We start from the raw sequence: 22,221 nt of genomic DNA on the forward strand, positions 1-22,221 counted from the left end.
AAACGGGTTTGTTCGTGGATTTGAGGGAGTGAGCATCATGTCGAGCGGTGACGATTATGCCTTAAACCCTATCCCGCCACTCCCACCGTCACCGGCAGACACAACACACAGCGCAATCCGGCCGCATCGTTCGCCTCCAGCACCAGCGACCCGCCGTAGAGCCCGGCAAGCTCGTTGACGATACTCAGGCCGAAGCCGTTGCCGGGGACGTTTTCGTCTTCCCGGACGCCGGGCTGCACGACGGCGGCAAGGCGATCAGGAGGGATGCCCGGGCCGTCGTCTTCAATCGTGATCCGGGCGGTCGGGCCGTCGCGGCGCGCGCGGACGATGACGCGCGAGGTGGCCCATTTGAAGGCGTTGTCGATCAGGTTCCCGAGCATTTCCTCGACATCGCTTTCGTCGCAGGCGACCCACAGGCGTTCGATGATATCGGTGTCGAAGGCAATGCTGCGCTCGGCGTGGATCTGACCGATCGCCCGATGCAGATCGGCAACCGATGCCGCCAGATCGGTGCTGGCAACATTGTTCGACGAGGCCATCACCCGGCGGGCGGCGGCGAGGTGGTGCTTGATCCTGTTGTCGACCCGGGCGGCCAGGCCGCGCAATGCGCCCCTGGGATCGTTTTGCTCGTCGAGTGCCAGCAGCAGGCTTGCCACCGGCGTCTTCAGGCCATGGGCGAGGTTTGCGAACTGCATGCGTGTGGCCGCGAGCCTCTCTTCGCTGGCGGCCAGCAGTGCATTGGTTTTCAACGACAGTGGTGCGAGCTCGGCGCTTGCTTCCTCCGGCAGGCGGGCGCGTTCTCCCCGGTTGATGGCGTCGATATTGGCCGCCATCGATGTCAGCGGCTGCAAGCCAAAACGAATTTGCCAGAGGGTGCCCGCCATCAGCACAAGCCCCAGCAGCAGCATGCAGGGAACCAGCCAGAAGAGCGCGCGTAGCGCCGGGCCGACAAGGGCGATCATCGGCGCAGTCGCGGTGATCGTCAGCGTCATGCCGTCGATGCCGCGGACGGCCTGGCGAAGGTAGAGCGGCCCGCTTCCACGATCGCCGCCCATGCCGGATGTCGGCATGCCCATCAGCATATGGCGCAGATCCTGCCGTGGCGGCGGCGCATCGATCGTGCCGTTCATCAGGGAGCGGGAGGTCAGGCGTTGCTCTCCATCGTCGATCTGCCAGTACCAGCCGGAGGAGGGGCGATCGAAGGGCGGTGCATCGAGCGGCGCGGAGAGAGCAATCCTTCCCGCCGCGTCGCGCGTCACGGCGCCGGCAAGGGCGCCGATCTGGGTGTCGAGACGCTGATCGACCTGCTCGCGCACCACAGTCTTCAGCGCCAGCCAGAGCACGATCGCGGCTACAACGAGCGCCAGCGTCACGAAGATGCCGGAGAACATCAGCAATCGGCCGGCGATCGATCTCGGCTTCAACAACGGAGCCTTCATGGCGCCGCTGCCGCCGTCAGCATATAGCCTCGGCCGCGTACCGTCTCGATGCGGTCGCCCCCGAGCTTCTTGCGCAGCCGGGCGATGATCACTTCGATAGAATTGGAGTCGACCTCGGCATCGCCGTCATAGACGCGCTCGGTCAGTTCCCGCCGGTCGACGATCATCTCCTTGCGCAGCATCAGACAGGAGAGCACCCGCCATTCCAGCGCCGTCAACTTCAGCGGCAGGCCGTCGAGTTCGAAGGTGCCGAGCTGGGCATCGAAGACCAGCGCGCCGCAGGTCAGCCGCGCGGCGGCGTGGCCGGCCGCCCGGCGCACCAGGGCGCGCAGGCGCAACACCAGCTCTTCCACCTTGAAGGGCTTGGCGAGGAAATCATCGGCGCCGGCCTTGAAGCTTGCGACCTTGTCCGGCCAACCGTCGCGCGCCGTCAGCACTAGAACCGGCAGGTTGCGGCTGCCCTCGCGCCACTCCTTCAGCACGCTGACGCCATCGATCTTCGGCAGCCCGAGGTCAAGGATCGCGACATCGAAGAGTTCGGTCAGGCCTGCATGGAGAGCGTCCTCGCCGTTGCGAGCGATATCGACCACGAAGTTTTCCGATCGCAGCACGACGGCGATCCGGCCGCTGAGGTCTTCGTCATCTTCGACGAGCAATACGCGCATGGGGCAGGGCTTTCCTCAAGGCTGGGCATCTCTGGGGACGGGCCAAAACTATCGGGCCGAGCTTAACTCAATCTGAACGGAGAGGTTCAGGCGGGCGAGGGGATGGGGCGGCTAGATTGCGGCAACGACTGATGCAAGGAGCAGATATATGCCGAATGAAGACCAGGACAACGTGCATACCGAGGGCGCAGCCATGCCCGTCCCGCCAGGACAGCGCCGGCGTCGGCTGGCGCTTCCCATCATCGCCGCCGCCGTGGCGCTGGTCATTGGGGCTGCCGGGGGCGCCGGTGCTGTCAAGATGATGCGTCCCACGCCGGAAATGGCGCCGCTGACGCCGGTGGCGATTTCGGCCATGCCTGCATCGAGCCTCGTGACAATCAAAGGCAAGGTCGCCGAGATCTACGGCAACAAGTTCGTGCTGCAGGACGACAGCGGCAAGGCGCTTGTTGAAACCGGCCGGGCCGGCGAGGGCGGCACTCTCGTTAGCCGTGACGAAGCCGTCACCGTCCAGGGACGCTTCGACGACGGCTTCGTGCATGCGAGCTACCTCGTTCGCCAGGACGGACGAACCGAAGCGCTGCGTCCGCCGAAAGGTCCGCCGCATAGACGATTTGAGGATTTCGATCACAGGCCTTGACGGGCCATGAACCATAGCCGCGCTGCGGTGTTTACAGACGTGCTTCTCAATTCCGGCAAAGGAACAATTCCCATGCAAAGATTTCTCCTATCAGGCCTTGCTCTTGCCGCACTCGCCGGCGCCGCCTTCGCTCAACAACCGCCTACCCCGCCGCCCGCCGCGACCCCACCCGCTGCGGTCGACCCGACCTCGCCACCACCGCCGCCGCCGCCGCCAATGAATCCGTCGGCTTCCGCTGACGACGAGCGGATGATGGGCGAGCCGGATGCGCGGCCGGGAGATCGCCCCGATGATCGGTGGCATCGTTCGAGAGACGACATGAGTTTCCGCGACGACAGAGGCTTCCGTGGTTTCCGTGGCCATCGCCCGCCACCGCCGCCGCCGTCCAAGGCCGCCCATTTCCGGATCGAGGATGGCGACACCAGGATCGATCTGAAATGCGCCGAGGACGAACCGATGAAGGCCTGCGCCGACCTCTTGCTCCAGGTGATGGATCGCCTGCAGGGCCAGAACTAGGCTTGAACATCCTGGCATAGCCGGGACGCCGCACGACATTGCAACCGTCCGCGTTCTCTCGCGGGCGGTTTGCAGATTGCAGAAGGCCGCGGCGCCTGCAGCAGCCATTCGTCTCCTCCGCAAGCATTGACGGCAGCCCGATTTGGCTTTAGCTGTGACGCAATGAAAATCGCAATGGTTCTGGCAGTGGTGATCGGGCGCATGGGCAGGATGGTGTAACCATCCGGCGAAAGCACCCATGCGCGGTAAGCAGGCTCCTGACGGGGCCTTTTTTTATGCCCTCAATCCGGGGCGGGCGCCTCGTCGGACTTTCCACACATCATCATACTGATCAAGGAACGGAACCATGAGACCCCGTCATTCCATCGACACCCCGCGCGCGCAGATGACCGGCGCGGAAATCGTTCTCCAGGCACTGAGAGACAATGGCGTCAAGCATATATTCGGCTATCCCGGCGCTGCCGTGCTGCCGATCTACGACGAGCTTTTCCAGCAGGATGACATCAGACACATTCTGGTTCGCCATGAACAGGGAGCCGGCCATGCCGCCGAGGGGTACGCCCGCTCGACGGGCAAGGTCGGCGTCATGCTGGTGACCTCTGGACCCGGCGTCACCAACGCGATCACGCCGCTTCAGGATGCCTTGATGGATTCCGTGCCGCTCGTCTGCCTGTCCGGCCAGGTGCCGACGACGCTGATCGGCTCCGATGCGTTTCAGGAATGCGATACCGTCGGCATCACCCGAGCCTGCACGAAACACAATCGGCTGGTCAACGACGTCAATGAACTCGCGGCGGTCATCCACGAGGCCTTTCGCATCGCCGGATCAGGCCGGCCCGGCCCCGTTCTGGTCGACATGCCCAAAGACGTGCTGTTTGCAAGCGGCAGCTATGCACCGCCTGAGGCTGTCGCCCCGAGACTAAGCTACCAGCCGGACCACAGCTGCGGCATCAGGGAGATCGAGGCTGCGATCGCTTTGATGACAGCGGCACGCAGGCCGGTTATCTGCGTGGGCGGCGGCGTCATCAATTCCGGCCCCGAAGCGGTAAATCGGTTGCGCGAGCTGGTGGAACTCACCGGCTTTCCCGTCACGTCGACGCTGATGGGGCTCGGCGCCTATCCGGCTTCCGGCCCGAACTGGCTGAAGATGGCCGGGCTTCACGGCTCCGATGAGGCCAACATGGCAATACAGGACTGCGACCTTATGCTCTGCATCGGAGTTCGCTTCGACGCCGGGCTCGCCGCCAGCGTCGATGGTTTCTCACCGAACTCCCGGAAGATTCAGATCGATATCGATGCTGCCTCGCTCAACAAGACTGTGCGCGCCGATATCGCCATCCAGGGCGACGCGGGCGGCGTGCTGGCCGAGCTCGTTCGCCTGTGGCGGGCGCTGCCGCAGGCGCCGGACCGGGCGCGGCTGGCCGAGTGGTGGAGCGCGATTGCCGGCTGGCGGGCGCGCCGATCGTTTTCCTATGCGAAGCGCGAGGACGTCATCATGCCGCAATATGCCATCGAGCGGCTTTATGAACTGACGAAGCATCGGGATACCTACATCACGACGGAGGTCGGCCAGCATCAGATATGGGCGGCGCAATCTTACGACTTCGAGCGACCGAACCGTTGGGTGACGTCAGGCGGCCTGGGGACGATGGGATACGGGCTGCCCGCCGCCCTCGGCGTGCAGATCGCCAATCCGAACAGCCTTGTCATCGACATCGCCGGCGATGCCTCCGTGCAGGTGACGATGAAGGAAATGTCGGCCGCCGTGCAGCACAACGCGCCGATCAAGATCTTCATTCTCAACGGCGGCGATCAGGGAACGGCTCGGCAAAGGCAGCACGGAAACCCGGATTTTGTGAAGCTTGCCGAAGCCTATGGCGGACACGGCATTCGCTGCGAGAGGCCCGCCGAACTCGACGATGCGATCCTGGAGATGATCGAGGTGAACATGCCTGTTCTGTTCGATTGCCGCGTTGCCGCACTCGCCGACCGCCTGCCGACGATCGGGGCGGGCAGGGCGCGCAACGAGATGCTGCTGTCCGGCGAGGTTGGCGCCGCGCTGTTTGCCGCGTCAGCCGATGCTGATGGGGAGTGGCGCGTCTAGCGGCTTTGGAGCATGGTTTGAAAATGTCAGTCGCAGCGGTGGATTCTGCGACTGGCGTCGAACCATCAGGCCGCCAATGTAGCCCTGCGCCGGCAGCATCATCGCTGCGCCAACCTGATCTCGCTCAATATCTCAACAGGCGGAAACCGGACACAATCGGCGGCGTCGAAATTTACCGAGAACTGCATGCTGTTTTCGTTCGCCCATTTGATCGCGGCCGCTGATTTCGCCTTCGGCACTTTCGCTGCAATGGTGCAGTGGGGCGCCCAATTGCCGGGTCGATAGTGCTCATGACAGAAGGTAGGATCGATCTTTCGATGGAGAGCCGCGTGCAGTTGGAGAAGATCGCCGTCTGGGATCGGGCGCGCCCAGAGAACGAGGAAGTCGTTCTGAAAATAGCCGATGCCCGAAAAGGCTATGGTCACGGTGGAGCGCGTCCGAAAAATACCTTCAAGCGCCTCGCCCAATCGATCTGCATCAAACGCCTGATAAACTGCGAGGGTGAGGTGCGGAGGATAATTCAAAGCCCGCATCGAAGCCGTCTCTTCGAATGCCGCTGCTTGATCCCAGAGTTTGAAAACCGGCGATGCCGTCTCGTTCAGACATTTGAGGCTGATCCCGTAAGGCATTTGCGAGCGTTATCCAGTCCATCGCGCCTGGACCTTAGGCCGATATCATTGCCGATGTCGAGCGGCTGGAAGGAGCATGGCGGCGGCCGGCATTGCTGAATATCGGGCTGGCGCAAGGGACAATGGTGCGCCCGGCTCGCGGCCGGAATATGCCGACAACTACTATGCTTGCTTCGTTCTCGATCCTGACGGTTACAATATCGAGGCGATGCTCAATGAGCCGGCGGCGTGAGGGTGACGACGCAGGCTCTGCGGAATGACGCGTCGACCTCCTGGACTCCGGAACATTGGCAACGGCAACGTACAAGGATGAGGCTCTTTTGGACGTTGGCGTCTGTCGACCCGATGCCTGATCCCCTCATGCTCTATTCCCGCGCCATCGCCTGCCAGGCGGCAGGCGGGCTGGCGAAGGCACGGTTGCAGGCGCGGGGGTGGCGCCAAGCGACTATTCTTGCGCTCGGCAATATACTTGTGAGATTGTACCGATATACATGCGATACTGCCGATGCAGGCAGCGCGGGGGCTTCGATGACATCCGTGAGGGTCAATGAGCTGATATCGGTGGCGGGGCAGCCCGATGCCGCCGGTTTTGCTGCTTTTGCGGCAGACGGTTTTGCCGGCGTCATCAATGCCCGGCCGGATGGCGAGGAGCCGGGGCAGCCGGGCGATGCGGCGGAAAAGGCTTCCGCCGCCGCCGCGGGGCTCGCCTACAGCTTCGTGCCGGTAAAAGGGGCCGAGATCACCGAGGCCGATATCCGCGCCTTCCAGAGGGCGATGATGCAAGCGAAGGGGCCGGTCGTCGCTCATTGCAAGAGTGGCACACGGGCGCTGACGCTCTATGCGCTCGGAGAGGTGCTCGACGGGCGGATGCAGCCTGGGGAAGTCGAGGCCTTCGGTCAAAACCTCGGCTTCGATCTTGCCGGCGCACGCCGCTGGCTGGAAAAGCGGGCAGGGCAGGCGGTTGTCGTGAAGGCCTTCTTCGAACCCCGCACCTGCAGTGTGCAATATGTCGTTTCGGACCCGGTAACGAAACGCTGCGCCATCATCGACCCGGTGCTCGATTTCGACGAGATGTCGGGTGCGACGGGAACGACCAATGCCGACGCCATCCTCGCGCATATCGACAGCGAAGGGCTAACGGTCGAGTGGATCCTCGACACGCATCCGCATGCCGATCATTTCTCCGCCGCCCACTACCTCAAAGGAAAGACCGGCGCGCCGACGGCGATCGGCGCCCATGTCACCGAGGTCCAGCTGCTCTGGAAGGAAATCTACAACTGGCCGGCACTCGAAACCGACGGCTCGCAATGGGACCGGCTGTTTGCCGAGGGCGACACTTTCGAGATCGGCGGGCTTAAAGCCCGTGTAATGTTCTCGCCCGGCCATACGCTTGCCTCGGTGACCTTTGTGATCGGCGACGCCGCCTTCGTGCACGACACCGTATTCACCCCGGATTCCGGCACGGCGCGCACGGATTTTCCCGGCGGCAGCGCCAGCGCCCTCTGGCACTCGATCCAGGCCATCCTGTCGCTGCCCGAGGAGACCCGGCTCTTTTCCGGCCACGACTATCAGCCTGGCGGTCGCCATCCCCGCTGGGAAAGCACGGTGACCGCCCAGAAGGGCGCCAATCCGCATATATCGGGCATCGACGAGGCCGGCTTTGTGGCGCTGCGCCAGGCGCGCGACCGTACGCTGCCGAAACCGAAGCTGATGCTGCACGCGCTACAGGTCAACATCCGCGGCGGGCGGCTGCCCGAGCCGGAGGAGAACGGCCGGCGCTATCTGAAGATTCCGTTGGATGCCTTGTAGCACGCAAGGCGCAACGTTGCGGCGCGTGCTTCGAGGCTTCGCCCTCCCGGGCTGCGCACCTCAGCATGAGGGAGGTTGGCGGATGCCGCGCCCACAACCATCCCTCAAACGATCTCCTCCACATCCGTCCTGCCAAAATCATTGCCCACATAGAGCAGCCGACTCGGTTACGGATACTCGCATGGCGCTCTCCTGCCCGGCCGGTGCGGCCTGGTTCTTCCGGCTAATTTAGACCAGTCATATAGAGACGCCACCGCGACTATTTTCCTTTGATATGGTTGAAGGGCGCCGGTATTGGCGACCTACCCAAATAGAATCCCCCGCAATAGTTGTTGACGCCGCGCGGGCCGGCGACGTAACTGGGTGTGACGGTTCCCTGAAGATGACTCCAAGGGGATTAATAGGGAACACGGTGAGGACGACCCAGAAGGGACCGAGACCGTGGCTGCCCCCGCAACTGTATGCGGATTGTCGATCATCTCAGGTGTGGTCAGCGACCGGCCATCTCTGAAGGGCTTATAGCTTCGCCACTGCGATATATTGCGGGAAGGCGGATGAAAGACGGATATCCGCAAGCCAGGAGACCTGCCGTCAATCACGATCCAATTAACCGGGCGGGGATGCCCGGACAAGGAACAGACATGATTGACCTTCTGAACCTCCGCCGATTTCCGGCATGCATCCGTCTCGATTGGACCTCCTGCGGCTAGCGCGCGTCAGCGTGCCTTTGGCCGCGCGTGCGGCATTGCCGTGCTTTTTCCTTCAATCGAGGTTTTCATGCGACAGATTCTCGCCACCATGACATTTGCATTCGGGCTGATCGGCCTTGCTGCACCGAGCCTTGCCGCCACCCAATATCCTTTGACCATCACCAATTGCGGTGAGCAGGTGACTTTCCAGAAAGCGCCGTCGAAGATCGTTTCGATCGGCCAGGGCATGACCGAAATTCTCTTCTCGCTCGGCCTTGCCGACAAGATCGCCGGCACGGCCGTCTGGGTCGGTCCCGTCCTGCCGCAATATGCCGAGGTCAACAGCAAGATAAAGCGTCTCGCCGACAATGATCCGAGCTTCGAATCCGTCGTCGGGCGGGAGCCCGACCTGGTGGCGGCCGAGTTCGAATGGCATGTCGGCGCGCAGGGCTCCGTCGGCAACCGGGAGCAGTTCCAGGATCTCGGGATCAATACCTATCTCGCGCCGGCCGATTGCGTCGCCAAGATCAACACCGATGGCGGCGACGGTGTGCGCAAGGAGCTGTTCACGATGGAGCTGATCTATCGTGAAATCGCTGAGCTCTCGGAGATCTTCGACGTGAAGGAGCGCGGCGATGCGCTGATTTCCGAGTTGAAAAAGCGCGAGGCGGATGCCGTCGCGTCGATATCAGCCGCGTCGGGCAAGAGCCTGCCTATCGTCTTCTGGTTCTCCAGCAAGGAAGTCAACGGCGACGCCTTCATCGCCGGCAAGAACAGCGCGCCTGCCTATATCCTGAAGGCGATCGACGCCAGGAATGTCGTCACGACCGAAGAGGAATGGCCGCTGGTCGGCTGGGAAACCATTGCCCAGGCGAACCCGGCCGTCATCGTGCTCGCCACCATGGACCGGCGCCGCTATGCCGCCGACGATCCGAAGGTCAAGATCGATTTTCTCGAGAACGATCCCGTGACCAAGGAGCTCGATGCCGTCAGGAACAAGCACTTCGTGATGATGGACGCGCAATCGATGAACCCGACGATCCGCACGATCGACGGCATCGAGACCTTGGCGAACGGCATCAAATCCTTCGGCCTGTCGCAGTGAAGGCAGTGTCGGTCAGGCAACAAGGATGGTGGGCGCTTGGCACGCTCACCATTTCAGCCATTTTCCTTCTCGGGCTGATGATCAGTCTCGCCGTTTCGATCGGCGAGATCGCGATCCCGCTGGCGACGACGGCGGAGGCAGTCTCCAACCGCCTGTTCGGAACGCAATTCGAGCTCAGCCGCATCCACCAGGGCATCGTCTGGGATTATCGTCTGAGCCGGGCGCTGGTTGCAGCCAGCGCCGGCGCGTCGCTCTCGCTCTGCGGCGCCGTCCTGCAGGCGCTGCTGCGCAATCCGCTGGCCGAGCCCTATGTGCTCGGCATCTCCGCCGGCGCCTCGACGGGAGCCGTCTGCGTGATGATCCTCGGCTTCGGCTACGGTGTTCTCGGCCTGTCCAGCGGCGCCTTCATCGGCGCGGTTGTTGCCTTTCTGCTGGTCGGCTTCCTTGCGACGGGTGCGGGGGGAACCGGCGAGCGCATCATCCTGTGCGGTGTTGCCGGTTCGCAGCTCTTCACTGCGCTGACCTCCTACATCGTGACGACATCGGCGAATGCCGAGCAGGCACGCGGCATCCTGTTCTGGCTTCTCGGTTCGCTCAGCGGCGTGCGCTGGCCGGATGTCTATCTCTCGGTGCCGATCGCGCTCACAGGTTTCCTCATCTGCATGGCCCATGTCAGGGCGCTCGATGCCTTCGCCTTCGGCTCGGATGCGGCCGCCTCGCTCGGCATCGCGGTGCGCCGCGTCCAGATCCTGCTGTTCGGCCTGACGGCGGCGATGACGGCAAGCGTCGTCAGCATGGTCGGCTCGATCGGCTTCGTTGGCCTGGTCATTCCGCATGCCGCCCGCTTCCTCGTCGGACCGGGTCATCGACGGCTGCTGCCGGCAACGGCGCTCGGCGGCGCGATCTATATGGTCGGCGCCGATATCGTCTCGCGCATCATCATCCCGCAACAGGTCCTGCCGATCGGCGTCGTCACGGCGCTCTTCGGCGCGCCGGCCTTCGCCGTCATCCTCTATCGTGTGCGGAGAAGCGCATGAGCATTACCATCGACGCGGTGAGTTTCGCCGCCGGCGATACGGTCATCGTCAACGGCGTCAGCCTGACGGTGACAAAGGGCAAGGTGCTCGGTCTGCTCGGGCCGAACGGGTCCGGCAAATCGAGCCTCCTGAGGCTGATCTGCCGGCTGCGCAAGGTCCGCAGCGGCGTCATCCGGCTGGGCGAAGACGATATCGCCTCGCTGTCGCGCGCAGCCCTTGCCCGCCGTATCGCTTTCGTCGAGCAGCAGTCGACGACCGATACCCAGCTGACCGTGCGCGACGTGGTGCGGCTCGGCCGCACGCCGCATCGCGGGCTGCTTGCGCCCTTGGGCGCGGAGGACGATGCCGCCGTCGAGGAAGCGCTGGTGCGGGTCGACATGCAGGCGAGGGCGGGCCAGCTCTGGCAGACGCTGTCGGGCGGCGAGCGCCAGCGTGTCCATATTGCGCGATCGCTGGCGCAGACGCCGAGCGAGCTGCTGCTCGACGAGCCGACCAATCATCTCGATATCCAGCACCAGCTCGACATTCTCCAGCTGATCTCGAAGCTCGGCATCACCTGCATCGTCGCGCTGCACGATCTCAACCTGGCGGCGATGTTCTGCGACAGCCTGGCGGTGCTTCAGAAGGGCGAGGTCGTTGCCTCAGGCGCGCCGGAGCATGTGCTGACGGAGGAGATGATCGGCCGGGTTTTCGGCGTTCGCGCCCATGTCCAGAAATCGGCCGTGCATGGCCGGCATCATGTCCAATACGTCATGGATTGAGGAACGGCCGGGACTTTCGATCTCAACGATGAGGTATGACCTCACTGGCCTTTTTCATGGACTGGCGTATGATTTCTCGGGGCGCGCGCGTGCGCCCCGCCCGGTCGAACGGAGTTTCGAGATGCTCGAACGAAATCAGTTTCCCTTGCGCCCCGTCATCCCCGGCTTCGCCGTCGCCTGGGTCATCATCATTTCAGGTGCGAGCGTCGCTCTCAGCCTGCTTTTTGCCTGCGTCACTCCCTTCGTGGCCCTGGCGGCGGTATCGGCGGTCATTCTTCCCCGGCGCATGGCGCTAACGGCGGTTCTGCTGGCCTGGCTCGCCAACCAGATGGTCGGGTATCTCGTGCTCGGTTATCCCCAGACTTGGGACAGCTATGCCTGGGGTCTGGCGATCGGTATTGCTGCATTCGCATCCCTGGCCGCAGCGCTCGGCGCGCTTCGCCTTGCCGCCGGCCTCAGCGTCACCGCGGCTGGCGCCTTCATGGCCGGCTTCGTTGCCTATGAGGGCGTGCTCTTTGCTGCGACGGCCGTGCTTCCGTCAGGCGAGGGAGCGTTTTCGGCGTCGGTGGTGGCGAATGTCCTGATGATCAATTCTCTGGCCGCGATCGGCCTTATCTGCCTTCATGCCGGCGCGGCGGCTACCCGTGCGCTTGTTGCAAGTCAGCCGGGACCGGCGCTGCCTTAGATCTTTGCCTCGATACTAGTCGTTTGCCAACGCTGAGGTGAAATACGCCAAGCATGGGTTGAGATCGTCGCCGGCAACGGCTATCTCGTTCCGACCCGCAAGCGGACCCTCCGCGAACGACAAGGCGCAAAGCTCCCATGATCCCCGATTTCCTCGTCACCCATTCCGGTGGCTTCCATGCCGATGAATTGCTGTCGAGCGTCATCCTGACCCGGCTTTTCCCTGAGGCGCGTATCGTCCGCAGCCGGGCGTCGGAATGGATCACGCCGGGGCAAGGCCGCATCATCTACGATGTCGGCGGTGCCTACGATCCTGCTGCCGGGATATTCGATCACCACCAGCGCGGCGCGCCGACGCGCGAAGATGGCCAGCCCTACAGCTCGTTCGGCTTGATCTGGAAGCATTACGGCCGTGATTATCTTGCGGCCTCCGGCCTTCCCGAAGCCCATGTCGAGGCGGTGCACGGCTCTTTCGATGCCGGCTTCGTGCTGCCGATCGATCTGACCGACAATGGCGCGCTCAGCCCATCGGGGCCGTTGGCGGGCTTGACCCTGCCGGCGCTGCTGGAGACCCTGAAACCGGTTTTCGACGAAGCGGAACCCGAGGCCGACGATCGCGCCTTCCACGCGGCGCTTGCCATTGCCCGCAGTTTCGTCGAGGCGAGGATCGCCCAGAGTGCTGCAAAATTGCGGGCCGAGGCGATGGTACATCGGGCAATCGAGGCTGTGGGGCAGGGGCGCGTTCTGGAGCTGCCGAGGGGAATGCCGTTCCGTCCCGCCATCGTCAAGGCGGGCGCCGATCACCTGCTGTTCGTCGTCCATCCGCGCGAAAAGGATTGGTGCGTGACCGGCATCCGCCGCGCCGAGGAGGGTTTCGAGCTCAGGGCCGATCTGCCAGCAGCCTGGGCCGGTCTCGCCAATGGAGAGCTGGAGGCGGTTTGCGGCATAGAAGGCGCGAGCTTCTGCCACAACGGCCGCTTCATCGCCGCCGCCAGGACTCGCGAGGCAGCACTTGCCATGGCCGATTTGGCGGTGACGGACGCGCTTTCGATCGCGGTGTAGTGGCCATTATCTGCGTCGGGTTCACCTGATCTCATATGCGTTCAGGCGACCCCAACTGTGAGGCGATTGACTTGCATCCGCGAAGGATTAAGCTTCGAGCCATAACAACCACCACCCACACGCGAGAGATAATGGAGGGTGTGAGTGGCCGGCGACCTTGAGGAGGATGAGGTTTGCCATGGATTACCGTGTTGTTCTGCTGATTGGTGCAACTGTGACTGCCCTTTTCCCCGGTCATGCCGGGGCGCAGGAGGGTGATGCGACGGCGGGTGCCACTGTTTTCAAGAAATGCGCGACCTGTCATGTCGTCGAGTCCGACACCAACAAGGTCGGTCCGTCGCTGAACAAGCTGTTCGGCAGGAAGGCCGGGACGCATCCCGATTTCGCTTATTCGGCCGCAATGAAGGCGGCCGGCGAAGGCGGTCTCGTCTGGGACGAGACGGTGCTGCGCGACTATCTCCATAATCCGAAGGCAAAGGTGAAAGGCACGAAGATGGCCTTTGTCGGCGTGAAGGACGACCAGGAGATCACCGATCTCATCGCCTATCTCAAACAATATTCGCAGTGATGGGCAATATTCGCAGTGACGGGCAATACCCCAAATGACTGGCCGCGGCCGGGGCGGCGCATGGCTAAATTGCCGTAATTGCCGATATTTTCTATCTGTGCGATAATAAAGACGGACTTTTTGCGGAATGCGGTTTCACGGGTCAACCTGCTCGAGGAGGAGCGGAAATGGCTGTCGTGCTGATCCTCGTCCTGATTGTCGTCGGCTCCGTGCTGTTTCATGTGCTGAGCCCGTGGTGGTGGACGCCGATCGCGTCCAACTGGACCTATATCGACAGTACCCTCGTCATCACCTTCTGGATCACCGGTATCGTCTTCGTGGCGGTAGTGTCGTTCATGGCCTACTGCGTCTTCCGCTTCCGGCACAAGCCCGGAAACCGGGCGCATTATGAGCCCGAGAACCGCCGGCTGGAATTGCTGCTGGGAGGGGGAACGGCAGTCGGTGTCGCGGCGATGCTGGCGCCCGGCCTCATCGTGTGGAACCAGTTCATCACGGTGCCTGCCGATGCCACATCGGTTGAGGTCGTCAGCCAGCAGTGGCTGTGGAGTTTCCGCCTGCCGGGTGCGGATGGAAAGCTCGGCCGTGCGGAGACGCGAGACGTCAGCCCCGAGAACCCGCTCGGCCTCGACAAGAACGACGCAAGCGGCCTCGACGACATCATCATCGAGGGCGGCGAGCTGCATCTGCCGATCGGCAAGCCGGTGCACATCCTGCTGCGCTCCGTCGATGTGCTCCATGATTTCTATGTGCCGGAATTCCGCGCCAAGATGGACATGATCCCCGGCATGATCACCTATTTCTGGCTCACGCCGACGCGGACAGGGACTTTCGAGATTCTCTGCGCCGAACTCTGCGGCGTCGGCCATCCGCAAATGCGCGGCACCGTCGTCGTCGACAACGACGCGGACTACCAGACCTGGCTTGGCCAGCAGCAGACATTCACCCAGCTGACGGCGTCATCGGGAGAGCCGCCGCCGGCAAACTGACTTCGGCGCAGCCGCCGGAGCCGCTTGCCGGTTCAGTTGACAGGCGGGGAAAGGGAAGAGAGATCATGGTCGAGATTCCATCCGGCAGCATCCCCTCCGCCGAAGTCGAGGATGTCGAGCTTTATCATCCGCGCAGCTGGTGGACCAAATATGTGTTCAGCCAGGATGCCAAGATCATCGCCGTGCAATATTCGATCACTGCGATCTCGATCGGCCTGGTGGCGCTGGTGCTTTCCTGGCTGATGCGGATTCAGCTCGCATTTCCAGGCTATTTCGCCTTCATCGATGCCGATCACTATTACCAGTTCATCACCATGCACGGCATGATCATGGTGATCTATCTGCTGACGGCGCTCTTCCTCGGCGGCTTCGGCAATTACCTCATTCCGCTGATGGTAGGCGCCCGCGACATGGTGTTTCCTTACGCGAATATGCTGAGCTACTGGATCTATCTGCTTGCGGTGCTGATCCTCGCCGCAGGCTTTTTCGCGCCCGGCGGCCCGACGGGGGCCGGCTGGACGCTTTATCCGCCGCAATCCGTGCTCTCCGGCACGCCTGGCGGCAAGGACTGGGGCATCCTGCTGATGCTTTCGTCGCTGATCGTCTTCATCATCGGTTTCACCATGGGTGGCCTGAACTATGTGGTGACCGTGCTGCAGGGACGGGCGCGCGGCATGACGCTGATGCGGATGCCGCTCACCGTCTGGGGCATCTTCACCGCGACCGTGATGGCGTTGCTCGCCTTTCCCGCCCTTTTCGTCGCCTGCGTCATGATGCTGTTCGACCGCGTGCTCGGCACCAGCTTTTTCATGCCGGCCATCGTCGAAATGGGCACGCAGCTGCAACATGGCGGCGGCAGCCCGATCCTGTTCCAGCACCTGTTCTGGTTCTTCGGCCATCCCGAAGTCTATATCGTCGCGCTGCCGGCCTTCGGCATCGTCTCCGACCTGATCAGCACGCATGCACGTAAGAACATCTTCGGCTACCGCATGATGGTCTGGGCGATCGTCATTATCGGGGGCTTGAGCTTCGTCGTCTGGGCGCACCACATGTATGTGAGCGGCATGAACCCGGCCTTCGGCTTCTTCTTCGCCACCACGACGCTGATCATCGCCGTTCCCACCGCGATCAAGGTCTATAACTGGGTGCTGACGCTCTGGCGCGGCGATATCCACCTGACGCTGCCGATGCTGTTTGCGCTCGCCTTCATCGTCACCTTCGTCAATGGTGGCCTGACTGGGCTCTTCCTCGGCAATGTCGTCGTCGATGTGCCGCTGTCGGATACGATGTTCGTCGTCGCGCATTTCCACATGGTCATGGGGGTGGCGCCGATCCTCGTCATCTTCGGGGCGATCTATCACTGGTATCCGAAGGTGACGGGCCGCATGCTGAACGACATGCTCGGCCATATCCACTTCTGGATCACCTTCCTCGGCACCTATGCGATCTTCTTCCCGATGCACTACCTCGGCCTGCTCGGCGTGCCGCGCCGCTATTTCGAGATGGGAGAGACGGCCTTCGTTCCGCCTTCGGCCCATTCGCTGAACATCTTCATCACTGTGATGGCGCTGATCGTCGGGGCCGGGCAGATGGTCTTCCTGTTCAATCTGGTCTGGAGCCTTTTCCGGGGCAGGGAGGCAGGCGGCAATCCGTGGCGGGCGACAACGCTCGAATGGCAGACGCCGCAGACGCCGCCGGCGCACGGCAACTGGGGCAAGGATCTGCCTGTCGTCTACCGCTGGGCCTATGATTACAGCGTGCCGGGGGCGGCTGAGGACTTCATCCCGCAGACGGTGCCGGCAAGCGATGGCGTCACCCGGGAGGTTCCGGCATGAACGTCATCCTGGTCTTTCTTGCCGCAGTCGCCGCCATCATCATCTGGTGGCTTTCCGGGCAGCGGCTGACATCCAAGCCCTGGCTGGAGACCGGGTCGGTGCAGCTGCCGGCTCATGACGGCGCCGATCGACCAGCCGTGCCGGCGGTGAAGATCGGCCTCTTCGTGTTTCTCGGCGTGGTCGGCGCGCTCTTCAGCCTTGCCGTCAGCGCCTACTTCATGCGCATGGCGTCGGCGGACTGGTGGGGGATGCCGGTTCCGCGCCTGCTCTGGGTGAACACAGCAGCACTTGCCTTGAGCAGTGCCGCGCTGCAATGGGCCAAACGAGAAGCGCGGCACGGCCGCCTGGAAGCCCTGCGGCCGGCGCTTGTGACGGGACTTGCGCTTGCGTTGTTTTTCCTCGTCGGACAAATCCAGGCTTGGCGGGAACTGACATCCGCCGGCTACGTGCTTGCCGACAACCCCGCCAACAGCTTCTTCTACATGCTGACCGGCCTGCACGGGCTGCATATTCTCGGTGGGCTGGCCGTGCTCGTGCACACGACGGTCAAGGCATTCTCTCCCGATGTCGCGCCGGAAAGGCTGCGCCTCAGCGTCGATCTTTCTACCATCTACTCACATTTCATGCTCGCCGTCTGGCTCCTGCTTTTCGTGCTTTTTGCCGGCTGGGCGAATGATTTCGTCGATCTCTGCCGCACGTTGTTGAAATAGCGGCTGAACCAGGAGGTTTGCAGATGGCACAGACGATCGATACGCACGGTGAGCCAGGTCTGCGGCCGGCCGGTCTGCGCGGGGTCGCCGCCGATTTCAGCTCGGATCAGCGCGCCTTCAAGACCGCCTCCTGGGGCAAGGCGATGATGTGGATCTTTCTGCTCAGCGACACTTTCGTCTTCGGCTGTTTCCTGATCGCCTATATGACCGCCCGCATGTCGACGCCCGTCGCATGGCCCAATCCCAGCGAGGTTTTCGCGCTGCACATCGGTGGGCAGGATGTTCCGCTGATCCTGATCGCGATCATGACCTTCGTGCTGATCTCGAGCAGCGGCACCATGGCGATGGCGGTCAATTTCGGCTATCGCCGCGACCGTCACAAGACCGCAGTGCTGATGTTGCTGACGGCGCTTCTCGGGGCATGTTTCGTCGGCATGCAGGCCTTCGAATGGACCAAGTTGATCACCGAAGGCGTGCGCCCCTGGGAGAACCCGTGGGGGGCCGCACAGTTCGGTTCGACTTTCTTCATGATCACCGGCTTTCACGGCACCCACGTGACGATCGGCGTCATCTTCCTCATCGTTACCGCCCGCAAGGTCTGGCGGGGCGATTTCGACGTGGAGCGGCGCGGCTTTTTCACCAGCCGGAGGGGGCGCTACGAGGCCGTCGAGATCATGGGCCTCTACTGGCATTTCGTCGACCTGGTCTGGGTCTTCATCTTCGCGTTTTTCTATCTGTGGTGAGGTCGTCATGAGCGAGACAACAGCGCATGGGCAAAGCCCGCATACACAGGCCCTGCACGCACAAGATCACGGGCAGCAGCATCCGATCGGGCTCTATTTCTTCGTCTGGGGCCTGCTCTTCGTGCTCAGCGCCTTTTCCTATATGGTCGATTATCTCGGGATCCACGGCTATCTCCGGTGGACGCTGATCCTGCTGTTCATGATGCTGAAGGCCGGGCTGATCGTCGCCGTCTTCATGCATATGGCCTGGGAACGGCTGGCCTTGGTCTACGCCATCCTGCTGCCGCCGGTGCTGGTGCTGGTTTTCGTGGCACTGATGGTATCGGAAGCCGACTATACGATCTTCACCCGACTCGCCTTCTTCGGTGCCGCGCCTTAGATATCGGTCAACAAGTGCGACTATCTCAACCGGAGCAAATATGGCCGAGATTTTGCTATTCCACCACGCTCAAGGGCTGACCCGTGGCGTGCGTGCCTTCGCTGACGCCATCAGGGCCGCCGGCCACATCGTGCACACGCCTGACCTGTTCGATGGGCGCATATTCGACAGCATCGAGGAAGGGCTCGCCTATATCGGCGAGATCGGATTCGACGCCATTCGGGAGCGCGGTGTCCGGATCGCCGACGACCTGCCTCGCGAGCTGGTCTATGCCGGGTTCTCATTCGGCGTGCTGCCGGCGCAGAAGCTGGCACAGACACGGCCTGGCGCCCGCGGGGCTCTGCTTTTCTACTCCTGCTTGCCGATCAGCGGCGAATGGGCTTTCGGGCCTTGGCCGAAGGGCGTCGCCGTCCAGACCCATGGTATGGACAACGATCCGATCTTTATTGGCGAGGGTGACATCGATGCTGCCCGCGAGATCGTGGCGACGGTTGAGGACGCCGAGCTTTTCCTCTACTCCGGCGATCAACACTACTTCGCCGACAGCTCGCTGCCGTCCTATGATGCCGATGCGACCGCGCTCCTCACCACGCGGGTGCTCGCATTCCTGGATGGCCGCCGATCCAGGCGTCTGCCCTCTCGTTGGTGTGACCTCCGGGAGGTCAGACATCTTCGTCGGCGCACGCGTGGAGAGGCGATGCTCGGGCGATCGAACAGCTCCATCCCTGCGTCACACTGTCGCTCATCGAGCAATCAATCCGCATGCAGCTGCGGCGAGGCCCTCAGCGTTTCGACCATGTGGTCGATGAAGGCGCGAACGCGATGGGGGATGGGGCCGCCGGCAACATGGACGGCGTGAATCAATTCCAAGTCTCCCGGGTTGCAATCCTCCAGCAAGGCGACAAGTCTTCCCTCGGCAATTTCGGCCGCAACGTGGAACCGGCCGAGACGGGCGATGCCAGCGCCGGCGAGCGCCATCTGCTTCATCGTCTCGCCATTGTTGACCACAAGGTTTCCCGACACCGGCTGTTCGATATCCTTGCCGTCGCAGCGGAAGGGCCATGCCGGCCGGGCGCGGCGGAAGCTGAAGGTCAGGCAATCGTGCTGTTCGAGATCGGCCGGGATCTGCGGCGGCGTCTTCAGCGCAAGGTAGGATGGCGATGCGCAGACGACGCGCCGGGACTGGCCGAGCTTGCGGGCGATCAGGCCGCTATCCGGAAGGTTTCCCATGCGAATGGCGACGTCGGTTTTCTCGGCGACCAGATCGGCGATGCCGTCGGTGAGGCTGAGCTCGACGATGAGATCGGGATTGCGGGCGACGAAATCAGGCATGGCGGGGGCGACGAACATTGTTCCGAGGGGCACTGTGACGCTGACGCGCAGCCGGCCGCGAACAGCGCCGCCCGCCGCTTCCTGATCGGCATCGTTCAGATCCTGCAGGATTCTGAGTGCCGCGCGATGATAGGCTTCGCCTTCCTCCGTCAGCGTCAGGGCGCGCGTGGTGCGTAGCAACAGACGCGTTCCAAGCCGCGCTTCCAGCCGTGCAATCAGTTTGCTGACGGCAGACGGCGTGATTTCGAGGCTGCGGGCTGCGGCCGAAAAGCCGCCCTCCTGGACCACGCGGGCAAAGACTTCCATCTCGCCTGAACGCTCCATCAGAACGCGCATCATTGAGGAACCTCGTTCACAGGTGCATGTCCATTTCAGGCAATAGTTCTTTGCCTTCTCAGATCATAAATTAGTCTAGAACGCAATTTGGAGACCTCATCATGGATTTGAAACTGACCGACAGGACAGCACTCGTCACCGGCGGCACCGCCGGCATCGGGCTGGAAATCGCCCGCGCGCTCGCAGCCGAAGGCGCACGCGTTATCATCACCGGCCGCGACCGGGGTAAACTCGACGCTGCCATTGCCGATATAGCGGCATCGGGCGCCAAGGGCGTCAGCGGTATTTTGGCCGATGCCGGTACCGGCGAGGGGGCGGCCGAGATCGCCAAGGCGGCGCCCTCCATCGATGTCCTGGTCAACAATCTCGGCATCTATGAAAGCAAGGCATTCAACGACATCAGCGATGCCGACTGGAGCCATCTCTTCGAAGTCAATGTGATGAGCGGCGTGCGCCTGTCACGCATCTATCTGCCCGGCATGCTGGAGCGGAACTGGGGCCGGATCGTCTTCATCTCGAGCGAATCCGCGCTCGCCATCCCGCAGGATATGATCCATTACGCCACCACCAAGACGGCGCAGCTTTCGATTTCACGTGGATTGGCACAGTTGACGCGCGGCACCAACGTCACGGTCAATTCGGTGCTGCCCGGGCCGACCCGATCCGACGGGATCGAAGCCTTTCTGCGCAGCCAGGCGAGCGATCCTTCCGCGCCGATCAAGCAGATCGAGGCCGAATTCTTCGCAACCGCACGCTCCGCCTCGATCCTGCAGCGCATGGTGGAGGCCGAGGAAGTGGCAAGCCTGGTCGCTTATCTCGCGAGCCCCCGTTCCTCCGCTACCAATGGCGCGGCACTCCGGGCCGAAGGCGGCCTCGTCAACACCATCTCATAAGGGATGGCGTGACCGATACACCGCTGATGATCACAACCGTCACCTTGCCGAACGGAGCAAGGAGGCGGCCGTGGCGGGATTCCGGACGAGCACCGGATGAGCGCGGAGAGACGGGGCCAAAAATCCCTACCTAAAACGCGTTCTAAAACGTGATGGAGGTCGCTTCGGGCGAGGATCTCGGCAATGATGGACGTCTTTCGTCACTCCGATCCTGCCAGGTCATGCTGTTTATTCCGCTTCCTTTCGTCGTTGCCCTTCTGCTGCTCATCCTTTTCGTCATCGTTCTCAGGCGCAACGAAGAGGATGAGGAGCCCAATCGCCCGTTTCTGCTGCTCATCCTGCTGTCCGTGCTGCAATCCATCCTCTCCGGGCTACGCTGGGGTTATGGGGTGCAGGCGGTCGCCGTCGTTGCGCCTGTCATCGCGGCGATAGTGCCGCCGCTTGCCTATGCCGGGGTTTCCAGGCTGGTAAAGACGAGCCGGCGGCCGCTGCCGGTGCGGATTGCGCTGCATGCCGTGCCAGCCGCCCTTATCCTGCTGCTGATGGCCGCCTGGCGGGATGCGATCGACATAGCACTGGTGCTGATCTTCGTCGGGTATGCCCTGGCCATCCTGCTTCTGATGCGCCCGGGCGCCGATGCGTTGTGGCTGGCGCCCTTCGAAGGGGCGGTGCCGGCCTACCGGGCGATCATCTTTACGGCCGCCGCCCTGTGTCTCTCGGCCGCAGTCGATACCTTCGTCTTCCTCGACCTTACCTCGGCACACAGCGAGCGCGCGCTGACGCTGATCAGCATCGGAAATCTCTCCGTTCTCGCCATCCTCGGTATCGCGGCCGCCGCCGCCAGCCGAAGCCGGGCGCCGGCCGAGACGGCGGAGACGGCCCCGCGGCCGGAGACGAGCGAGGATAAGGAGACGATCGCTGCGGTCGATGCGCTGATGGAGACTCGCAAACTCTATCGCGATGCCAATCTCAATCTGGACCGGCTGGCCCGCAAGGCCGGCATTCCCGCCCGCCAGATTTCGGCGGCGATCAACCGGGCAATGGACAAGAACGTCTCGCAATATGTCAATGATTACAGGATCGGCGAGGCCTGCCGGCTGCTCGCCGCCACCGAGAAACCGGTGACCGAGGTCATGTTCGAGGTTGGCTTCCAGACCAAATCCAATTTCAACCGCGAATTCCGCCGGGTGACGGATATGACGCCGGTTGCGTGGCGGCAGAGGAAGGGGTGAGGGAGCGCCAACCTCATCCTCAAAGGACACGGTCGGCCACTTCCACGTACACAATCGCGATCGAGGACTG

21 protein-coding genes, 2 pseudogenes and 1 riboswitch are annotated in these 22,221 nt (G+C 62.8%); of the genes and pseudogenes, 19 read left to right on the plus strand and 4 right to left on the minus strand.

Features of this window, described 5'->3' with window-relative positions:
- Positions 1-68 precede the first annotated feature (68 nt).
- Positions 69-1,439, minus strand: coding sequence for an ATP-binding protein (locus tag ACS4RS_RS15790; protein ID WP_439010221.1), 1,371 nt, complete (start codon positions 1,437-1,439; stop codon positions 69-71).
- A complete protein-coding gene (locus ACS4RS_RS15795; RefSeq protein WP_439010220.1) occupies positions 1,436-2,104 on the minus strand; it encodes a response regulator in 669 nt (222 codons plus the stop codon). Before ACS4RS_RS15795 ends, ACS4RS_RS15790 begins: the two co-directional genes overlap by 4 nt.
- Before the next feature lie 148 nt (positions 2,105-2,252).
- Between ACS4RS_RS15795 and ACS4RS_RS15800 the strand changes: the two genes are divergently transcribed.
- The 3 genes from ACS4RS_RS15800 (at position 2,253) to ilvB (ending at position 5,361) form a co-directional block, all read left to right on the plus strand.
- Entirely contained in the window at positions 2,253-2,741 is a 489-nt protein-coding gene (locus ACS4RS_RS15800) for a hypothetical protein (RefSeq protein WP_184695223.1), read from the plus strand.
- Positions 2,742-2,813: 72 nt separating this feature from the next.
- Positions 2,814-3,257 (plus strand): hypothetical protein, encoded by a 444-nt coding sequence (locus ACS4RS_RS15805; RefSeq protein WP_439010219.1) that lies wholly within the window; start codon positions 2,814-2,816, stop codon positions 3,255-3,257.
- 385 nt (positions 3,258-3,642) lie between these two features.
- Complete coding sequence (gene ilvB / locus ACS4RS_RS15810; protein WP_439011824.1) at positions 3,643-5,361, plus strand: biosynthetic-type acetolactate synthase large subunit; 1,719 nt, start codon at positions 3,643-3,645, stop codon at positions 5,359-5,361.
- A 98-nt stretch (positions 5,362-5,459) separates the two neighbouring features.
- Here ilvB and ACS4RS_RS15815 read toward each other — a convergent pair whose 3' ends face one another.
- Positions 5,460-5,990: a 2'-5' RNA ligase family protein gene (locus ACS4RS_RS15815; protein ID WP_439010218.1), complete on the minus strand. Its 531-nt coding sequence runs from the start codon at positions 5,988-5,990 to the stop codon at positions 5,460-5,462.
- 34 nt (positions 5,991-6,024) lie between these two features.
- Here ACS4RS_RS15815 and ACS4RS_RS15820 point away from each other — a divergent pair.
- The 14 genes and pseudogenes from ACS4RS_RS15820 to ACS4RS_RS15885 form a co-directional block, all read left to right on the plus strand.
- Positions 6,025-6,222: pseudogene (locus ACS4RS_RS15820) on the plus strand (VOC family protein); the annotation flags it as partial.
- Positions 6,223-6,518: 296 nt separating this feature from the next.
- Complete coding sequence (blh, locus tag ACS4RS_RS15825) at positions 6,519-7,799, plus strand: bifunctional sulfur transferase/dioxygenase Blh (RefSeq protein WP_439010217.1); 1,281 nt, start codon at positions 6,519-6,521, stop codon at positions 7,797-7,799.
- A gap of 352 nt (positions 7,800-8,151) precedes the next feature.
- Positions 8,152-8,406: riboswitch (cobalamin riboswitch) on the plus strand.
- Positions 8,407-8,576: 170 nt separating this feature from the next.
- Positions 8,577-9,593 (plus strand): ABC transporter substrate-binding protein, encoded by a 1,017-nt coding sequence (locus ACS4RS_RS15830; protein ID WP_449313723.1) that lies wholly within the window; start codon positions 8,577-8,579, stop codon positions 9,591-9,593.
- Positions 9,590-10,630: an iron chelate uptake ABC transporter family permease subunit gene (locus ACS4RS_RS15835; protein ID WP_439010216.1), complete on the plus strand. Its 1,041-nt coding sequence runs from the start codon at positions 9,590-9,592 to the stop codon at positions 10,628-10,630. Before ACS4RS_RS15830 ends, ACS4RS_RS15835 begins: the two co-directional genes overlap by 4 nt.
- Positions 10,627-11,391, plus strand: a complete 765-nt coding sequence (locus tag ACS4RS_RS15840; protein WP_439010215.1) for an ATP-binding cassette domain-containing protein — start codon at positions 10,627-10,629, stop codon at positions 11,389-11,391. The genes ACS4RS_RS15835 and ACS4RS_RS15840 overlap by 4 nt, the downstream gene beginning before the upstream one ends.
- Positions 11,392-11,512: 121 nt before the next feature.
- Complete coding sequence (locus tag ACS4RS_RS15845; protein WP_439010214.1) at positions 11,513-12,076, plus strand: hypothetical protein; 564 nt, start codon at positions 11,513-11,515, stop codon at positions 12,074-12,076.
- 137 nt (positions 12,077-12,213) lie between these two features.
- Complete coding sequence (locus ACS4RS_RS15850; protein ID WP_439010213.1) at positions 12,214-13,137, plus strand: MYG1 family protein; 924 nt, start codon at positions 12,214-12,216, stop codon at positions 13,135-13,137.
- 178 nt (positions 13,138-13,315) lie between these two features.
- Positions 13,316-13,705: a c-type cytochrome gene (locus tag ACS4RS_RS15855; RefSeq protein ID WP_179613570.1), complete on the plus strand. Its 390-nt coding sequence runs from the start codon at positions 13,316-13,318 to the stop codon at positions 13,703-13,705.
- 167 nt (positions 13,706-13,872) lie between these two features.
- Complete coding sequence (locus ACS4RS_RS15860) at positions 13,873-14,691, plus strand: cytochrome c oxidase subunit II (protein ID WP_439010212.1); 819 nt, start codon at positions 13,873-13,875, stop codon at positions 14,689-14,691.
- Positions 14,692-14,756: 65 nt separating this feature from the next.
- On the plus strand, positions 14,757-16,526 hold the full coding sequence (gene ctaD / locus ACS4RS_RS15865; protein WP_439010211.1) for a cytochrome c oxidase subunit I: 1,770 nt from the start codon (positions 14,757-14,759) through the stop codon (positions 16,524-16,526).
- A complete protein-coding gene (locus tag ACS4RS_RS15870; protein ID WP_439010210.1) occupies positions 16,523-17,236 on the plus strand; it encodes a cytochrome c oxidase subunit 3 in 714 nt (237 codons plus the stop codon). The genes ctaD and ACS4RS_RS15870 overlap by 4 nt, the downstream gene beginning before the upstream one ends.
- Before the next feature lie 23 nt (positions 17,237-17,259).
- Complete coding sequence (locus tag ACS4RS_RS15875; RefSeq protein WP_439010209.1) at positions 17,260-17,979, plus strand: heme-copper oxidase subunit III family protein; 720 nt, start codon at positions 17,260-17,262, stop codon at positions 17,977-17,979.
- 7 nt (positions 17,980-17,986) lie between these two features.
- The gene (locus ACS4RS_RS15880) at positions 17,987-18,358 is read left to right on the plus strand and encodes a cytochrome C oxidase subunit IV family protein (protein ID WP_439010208.1); all 372 of its coding nucleotides are present in this window, start codon (positions 17,987-17,989) and stop codon (positions 18,356-18,358) included.
- Between the two features lie 40 nt (positions 18,359-18,398).
- A pseudogene (locus tag ACS4RS_RS15885) lies at positions 18,399-18,971 on the plus strand (dienelactone hydrolase family protein); the annotation flags it as partial.
- Positions 18,972-19,111: 140 nt separating this feature from the next.
- Here the strand turns inward: ACS4RS_RS15885 and ACS4RS_RS15890 are convergent.
- Positions 19,112-20,029 (minus strand): LysR substrate-binding domain-containing protein, encoded by a 918-nt coding sequence (locus tag ACS4RS_RS15890; protein ID WP_439010207.1) that lies wholly within the window; start codon positions 20,027-20,029, stop codon positions 19,112-19,114.
- 98 nt (positions 20,030-20,127) lie between these two features.
- Here ACS4RS_RS15890 and ACS4RS_RS15895 point away from each other — a divergent pair, with 98 nt between their 5' ends.
- Together ACS4RS_RS15895 and ACS4RS_RS15900 are read left to right on the plus strand one after the other, a co-directional pair.
- Entirely contained in the window at positions 20,128-20,919 is a 792-nt protein-coding gene (locus tag ACS4RS_RS15895; RefSeq protein ID WP_439010206.1) for an SDR family NAD(P)-dependent oxidoreductase, read from the plus strand.
- A 221-nt stretch (positions 20,920-21,140) separates the two neighbouring features.
- Positions 21,141-22,151, plus strand: a complete 1,011-nt coding sequence (locus ACS4RS_RS15900) for a helix-turn-helix domain-containing protein (protein ID WP_439011823.1) — start codon at positions 21,141-21,143, stop codon at positions 22,149-22,151.
- Positions 22,152-22,221: the final 70 nt, after the last annotated feature.

Origin of the sequence: Rhizobium sp. F40D2 (genome assembly GCF_051810745.2) — a bacterium.
GTDB lineage: Bacteria > Pseudomonadota > Alphaproteobacteria > Rhizobiales > Rhizobiaceae > Rhizobium.

What these genes read in the sequence shown, in the direction of transcription:
- ACS4RS_RS15870 (WP_439010210.1), top strand. Translation starts at nt 16,523, where the DNA reads ATGAACGTCATCCTGGTCTTTCTTGCCGCAGTCGCCGCCATCATCATC.
- ACS4RS_RS15880 (WP_439010208.1), top strand. Translation starts at nt 17,987, where the DNA reads ATGAGCGAGACAACAGCGCATGGGCAAAGCCCGCATACACAGGCCCTG.
- ACS4RS_RS15900 (WP_439011823.1), top strand. Translation starts at nt 21,141, where the DNA reads ATGCTGTTTATTCCGCTTCCTTTCGTCGTTGCCCTTCTGCTGCTCATC.
- ACS4RS_RS15890 (WP_439010207.1), bottom strand. Translation starts at nt 20,029, where the DNA reads ATGATGCGCGTTCTGATGGAGCGTTCAGGCGAGATGGAAGTCTTTGCC.
- ACS4RS_RS15840 (WP_439010215.1), top strand. Translation starts at nt 10,627, where the DNA reads ATGAGCATTACCATCGACGCGGTGAGTTTCGCCGCCGGCGATACGGTC.
- ACS4RS_RS15845 (WP_439010214.1), top strand. Translation starts at nt 11,513, where the DNA reads ATGCTCGAACGAAATCAGTTTCCCTTGCGCCCCGTCATCCCCGGCTTC.
- ACS4RS_RS15805 (WP_439010219.1), top strand. Translation starts at nt 2,814, where the DNA reads ATGCAAAGATTTCTCCTATCAGGCCTTGCTCTTGCCGCACTCGCCGGC.
- ACS4RS_RS15850 (WP_439010213.1), top strand. Translation starts at nt 12,214, where the DNA reads ATGATCCCCGATTTCCTCGTCACCCATTCCGGTGGCTTCCATGCCGAT.
- ACS4RS_RS15790 (WP_439010221.1), bottom strand. Translation starts at nt 1,439, where the DNA reads ATGAAGGCTCCGTTGTTGAAGCCGAGATCGATCGCCGGCCGATTGCTG.
- ACS4RS_RS15800 (WP_184695223.1), top strand. Translation starts at nt 2,253, where the DNA reads ATGCCGAATGAAGACCAGGACAACGTGCATACCGAGGGCGCAGCCATG.
- ACS4RS_RS15875 (WP_439010209.1), top strand. Translation starts at nt 17,260, where the DNA reads ATGGCACAGACGATCGATACGCACGGTGAGCCAGGTCTGCGGCCGGCC.
- ACS4RS_RS15795 (WP_439010220.1), bottom strand. Translation starts at nt 2,104, where the DNA reads ATGCGCGTATTGCTCGTCGAAGATGACGAAGACCTCAGCGGCCGGATC.
- ctaD (WP_439010211.1), top strand. Translation starts at nt 14,757, where the DNA reads ATGGTCGAGATTCCATCCGGCAGCATCCCCTCCGCCGAAGTCGAGGAT.
- ACS4RS_RS15860 (WP_439010212.1), top strand. Translation starts at nt 13,873, where the DNA reads ATGGCTGTCGTGCTGATCCTCGTCCTGATTGTCGTCGGCTCCGTGCTG.
- ACS4RS_RS15895 (WP_439010206.1), top strand. Translation starts at nt 20,128, where the DNA reads ATGGATTTGAAACTGACCGACAGGACAGCACTCGTCACCGGCGGCACC.
- blh (WP_439010217.1), top strand. Translation starts at nt 6,519, where the DNA reads ATGACATCCGTGAGGGTCAATGAGCTGATATCGGTGGCGGGGCAGCCC.
- ilvB (WP_439011824.1), top strand. Translation starts at nt 3,643, where the DNA reads ATGACCGGCGCGGAAATCGTTCTCCAGGCACTGAGAGACAATGGCGTC.
- ACS4RS_RS15815 (WP_439010218.1), bottom strand. Translation starts at nt 5,990, where the DNA reads ATGCCTTACGGGATCAGCCTCAAATGTCTGAACGAGACGGCATCGCCG.
- ACS4RS_RS15830 (WP_449313723.1), top strand. Translation starts at nt 8,577, where the DNA reads ATGCGACAGATTCTCGCCACCATGACATTTGCATTCGGGCTGATCGGC.
- ACS4RS_RS15855 (WP_179613570.1), top strand. Translation starts at nt 13,316, where the DNA reads ATGGATTACCGTGTTGTTCTGCTGATTGGTGCAACTGTGACTGCCCTT.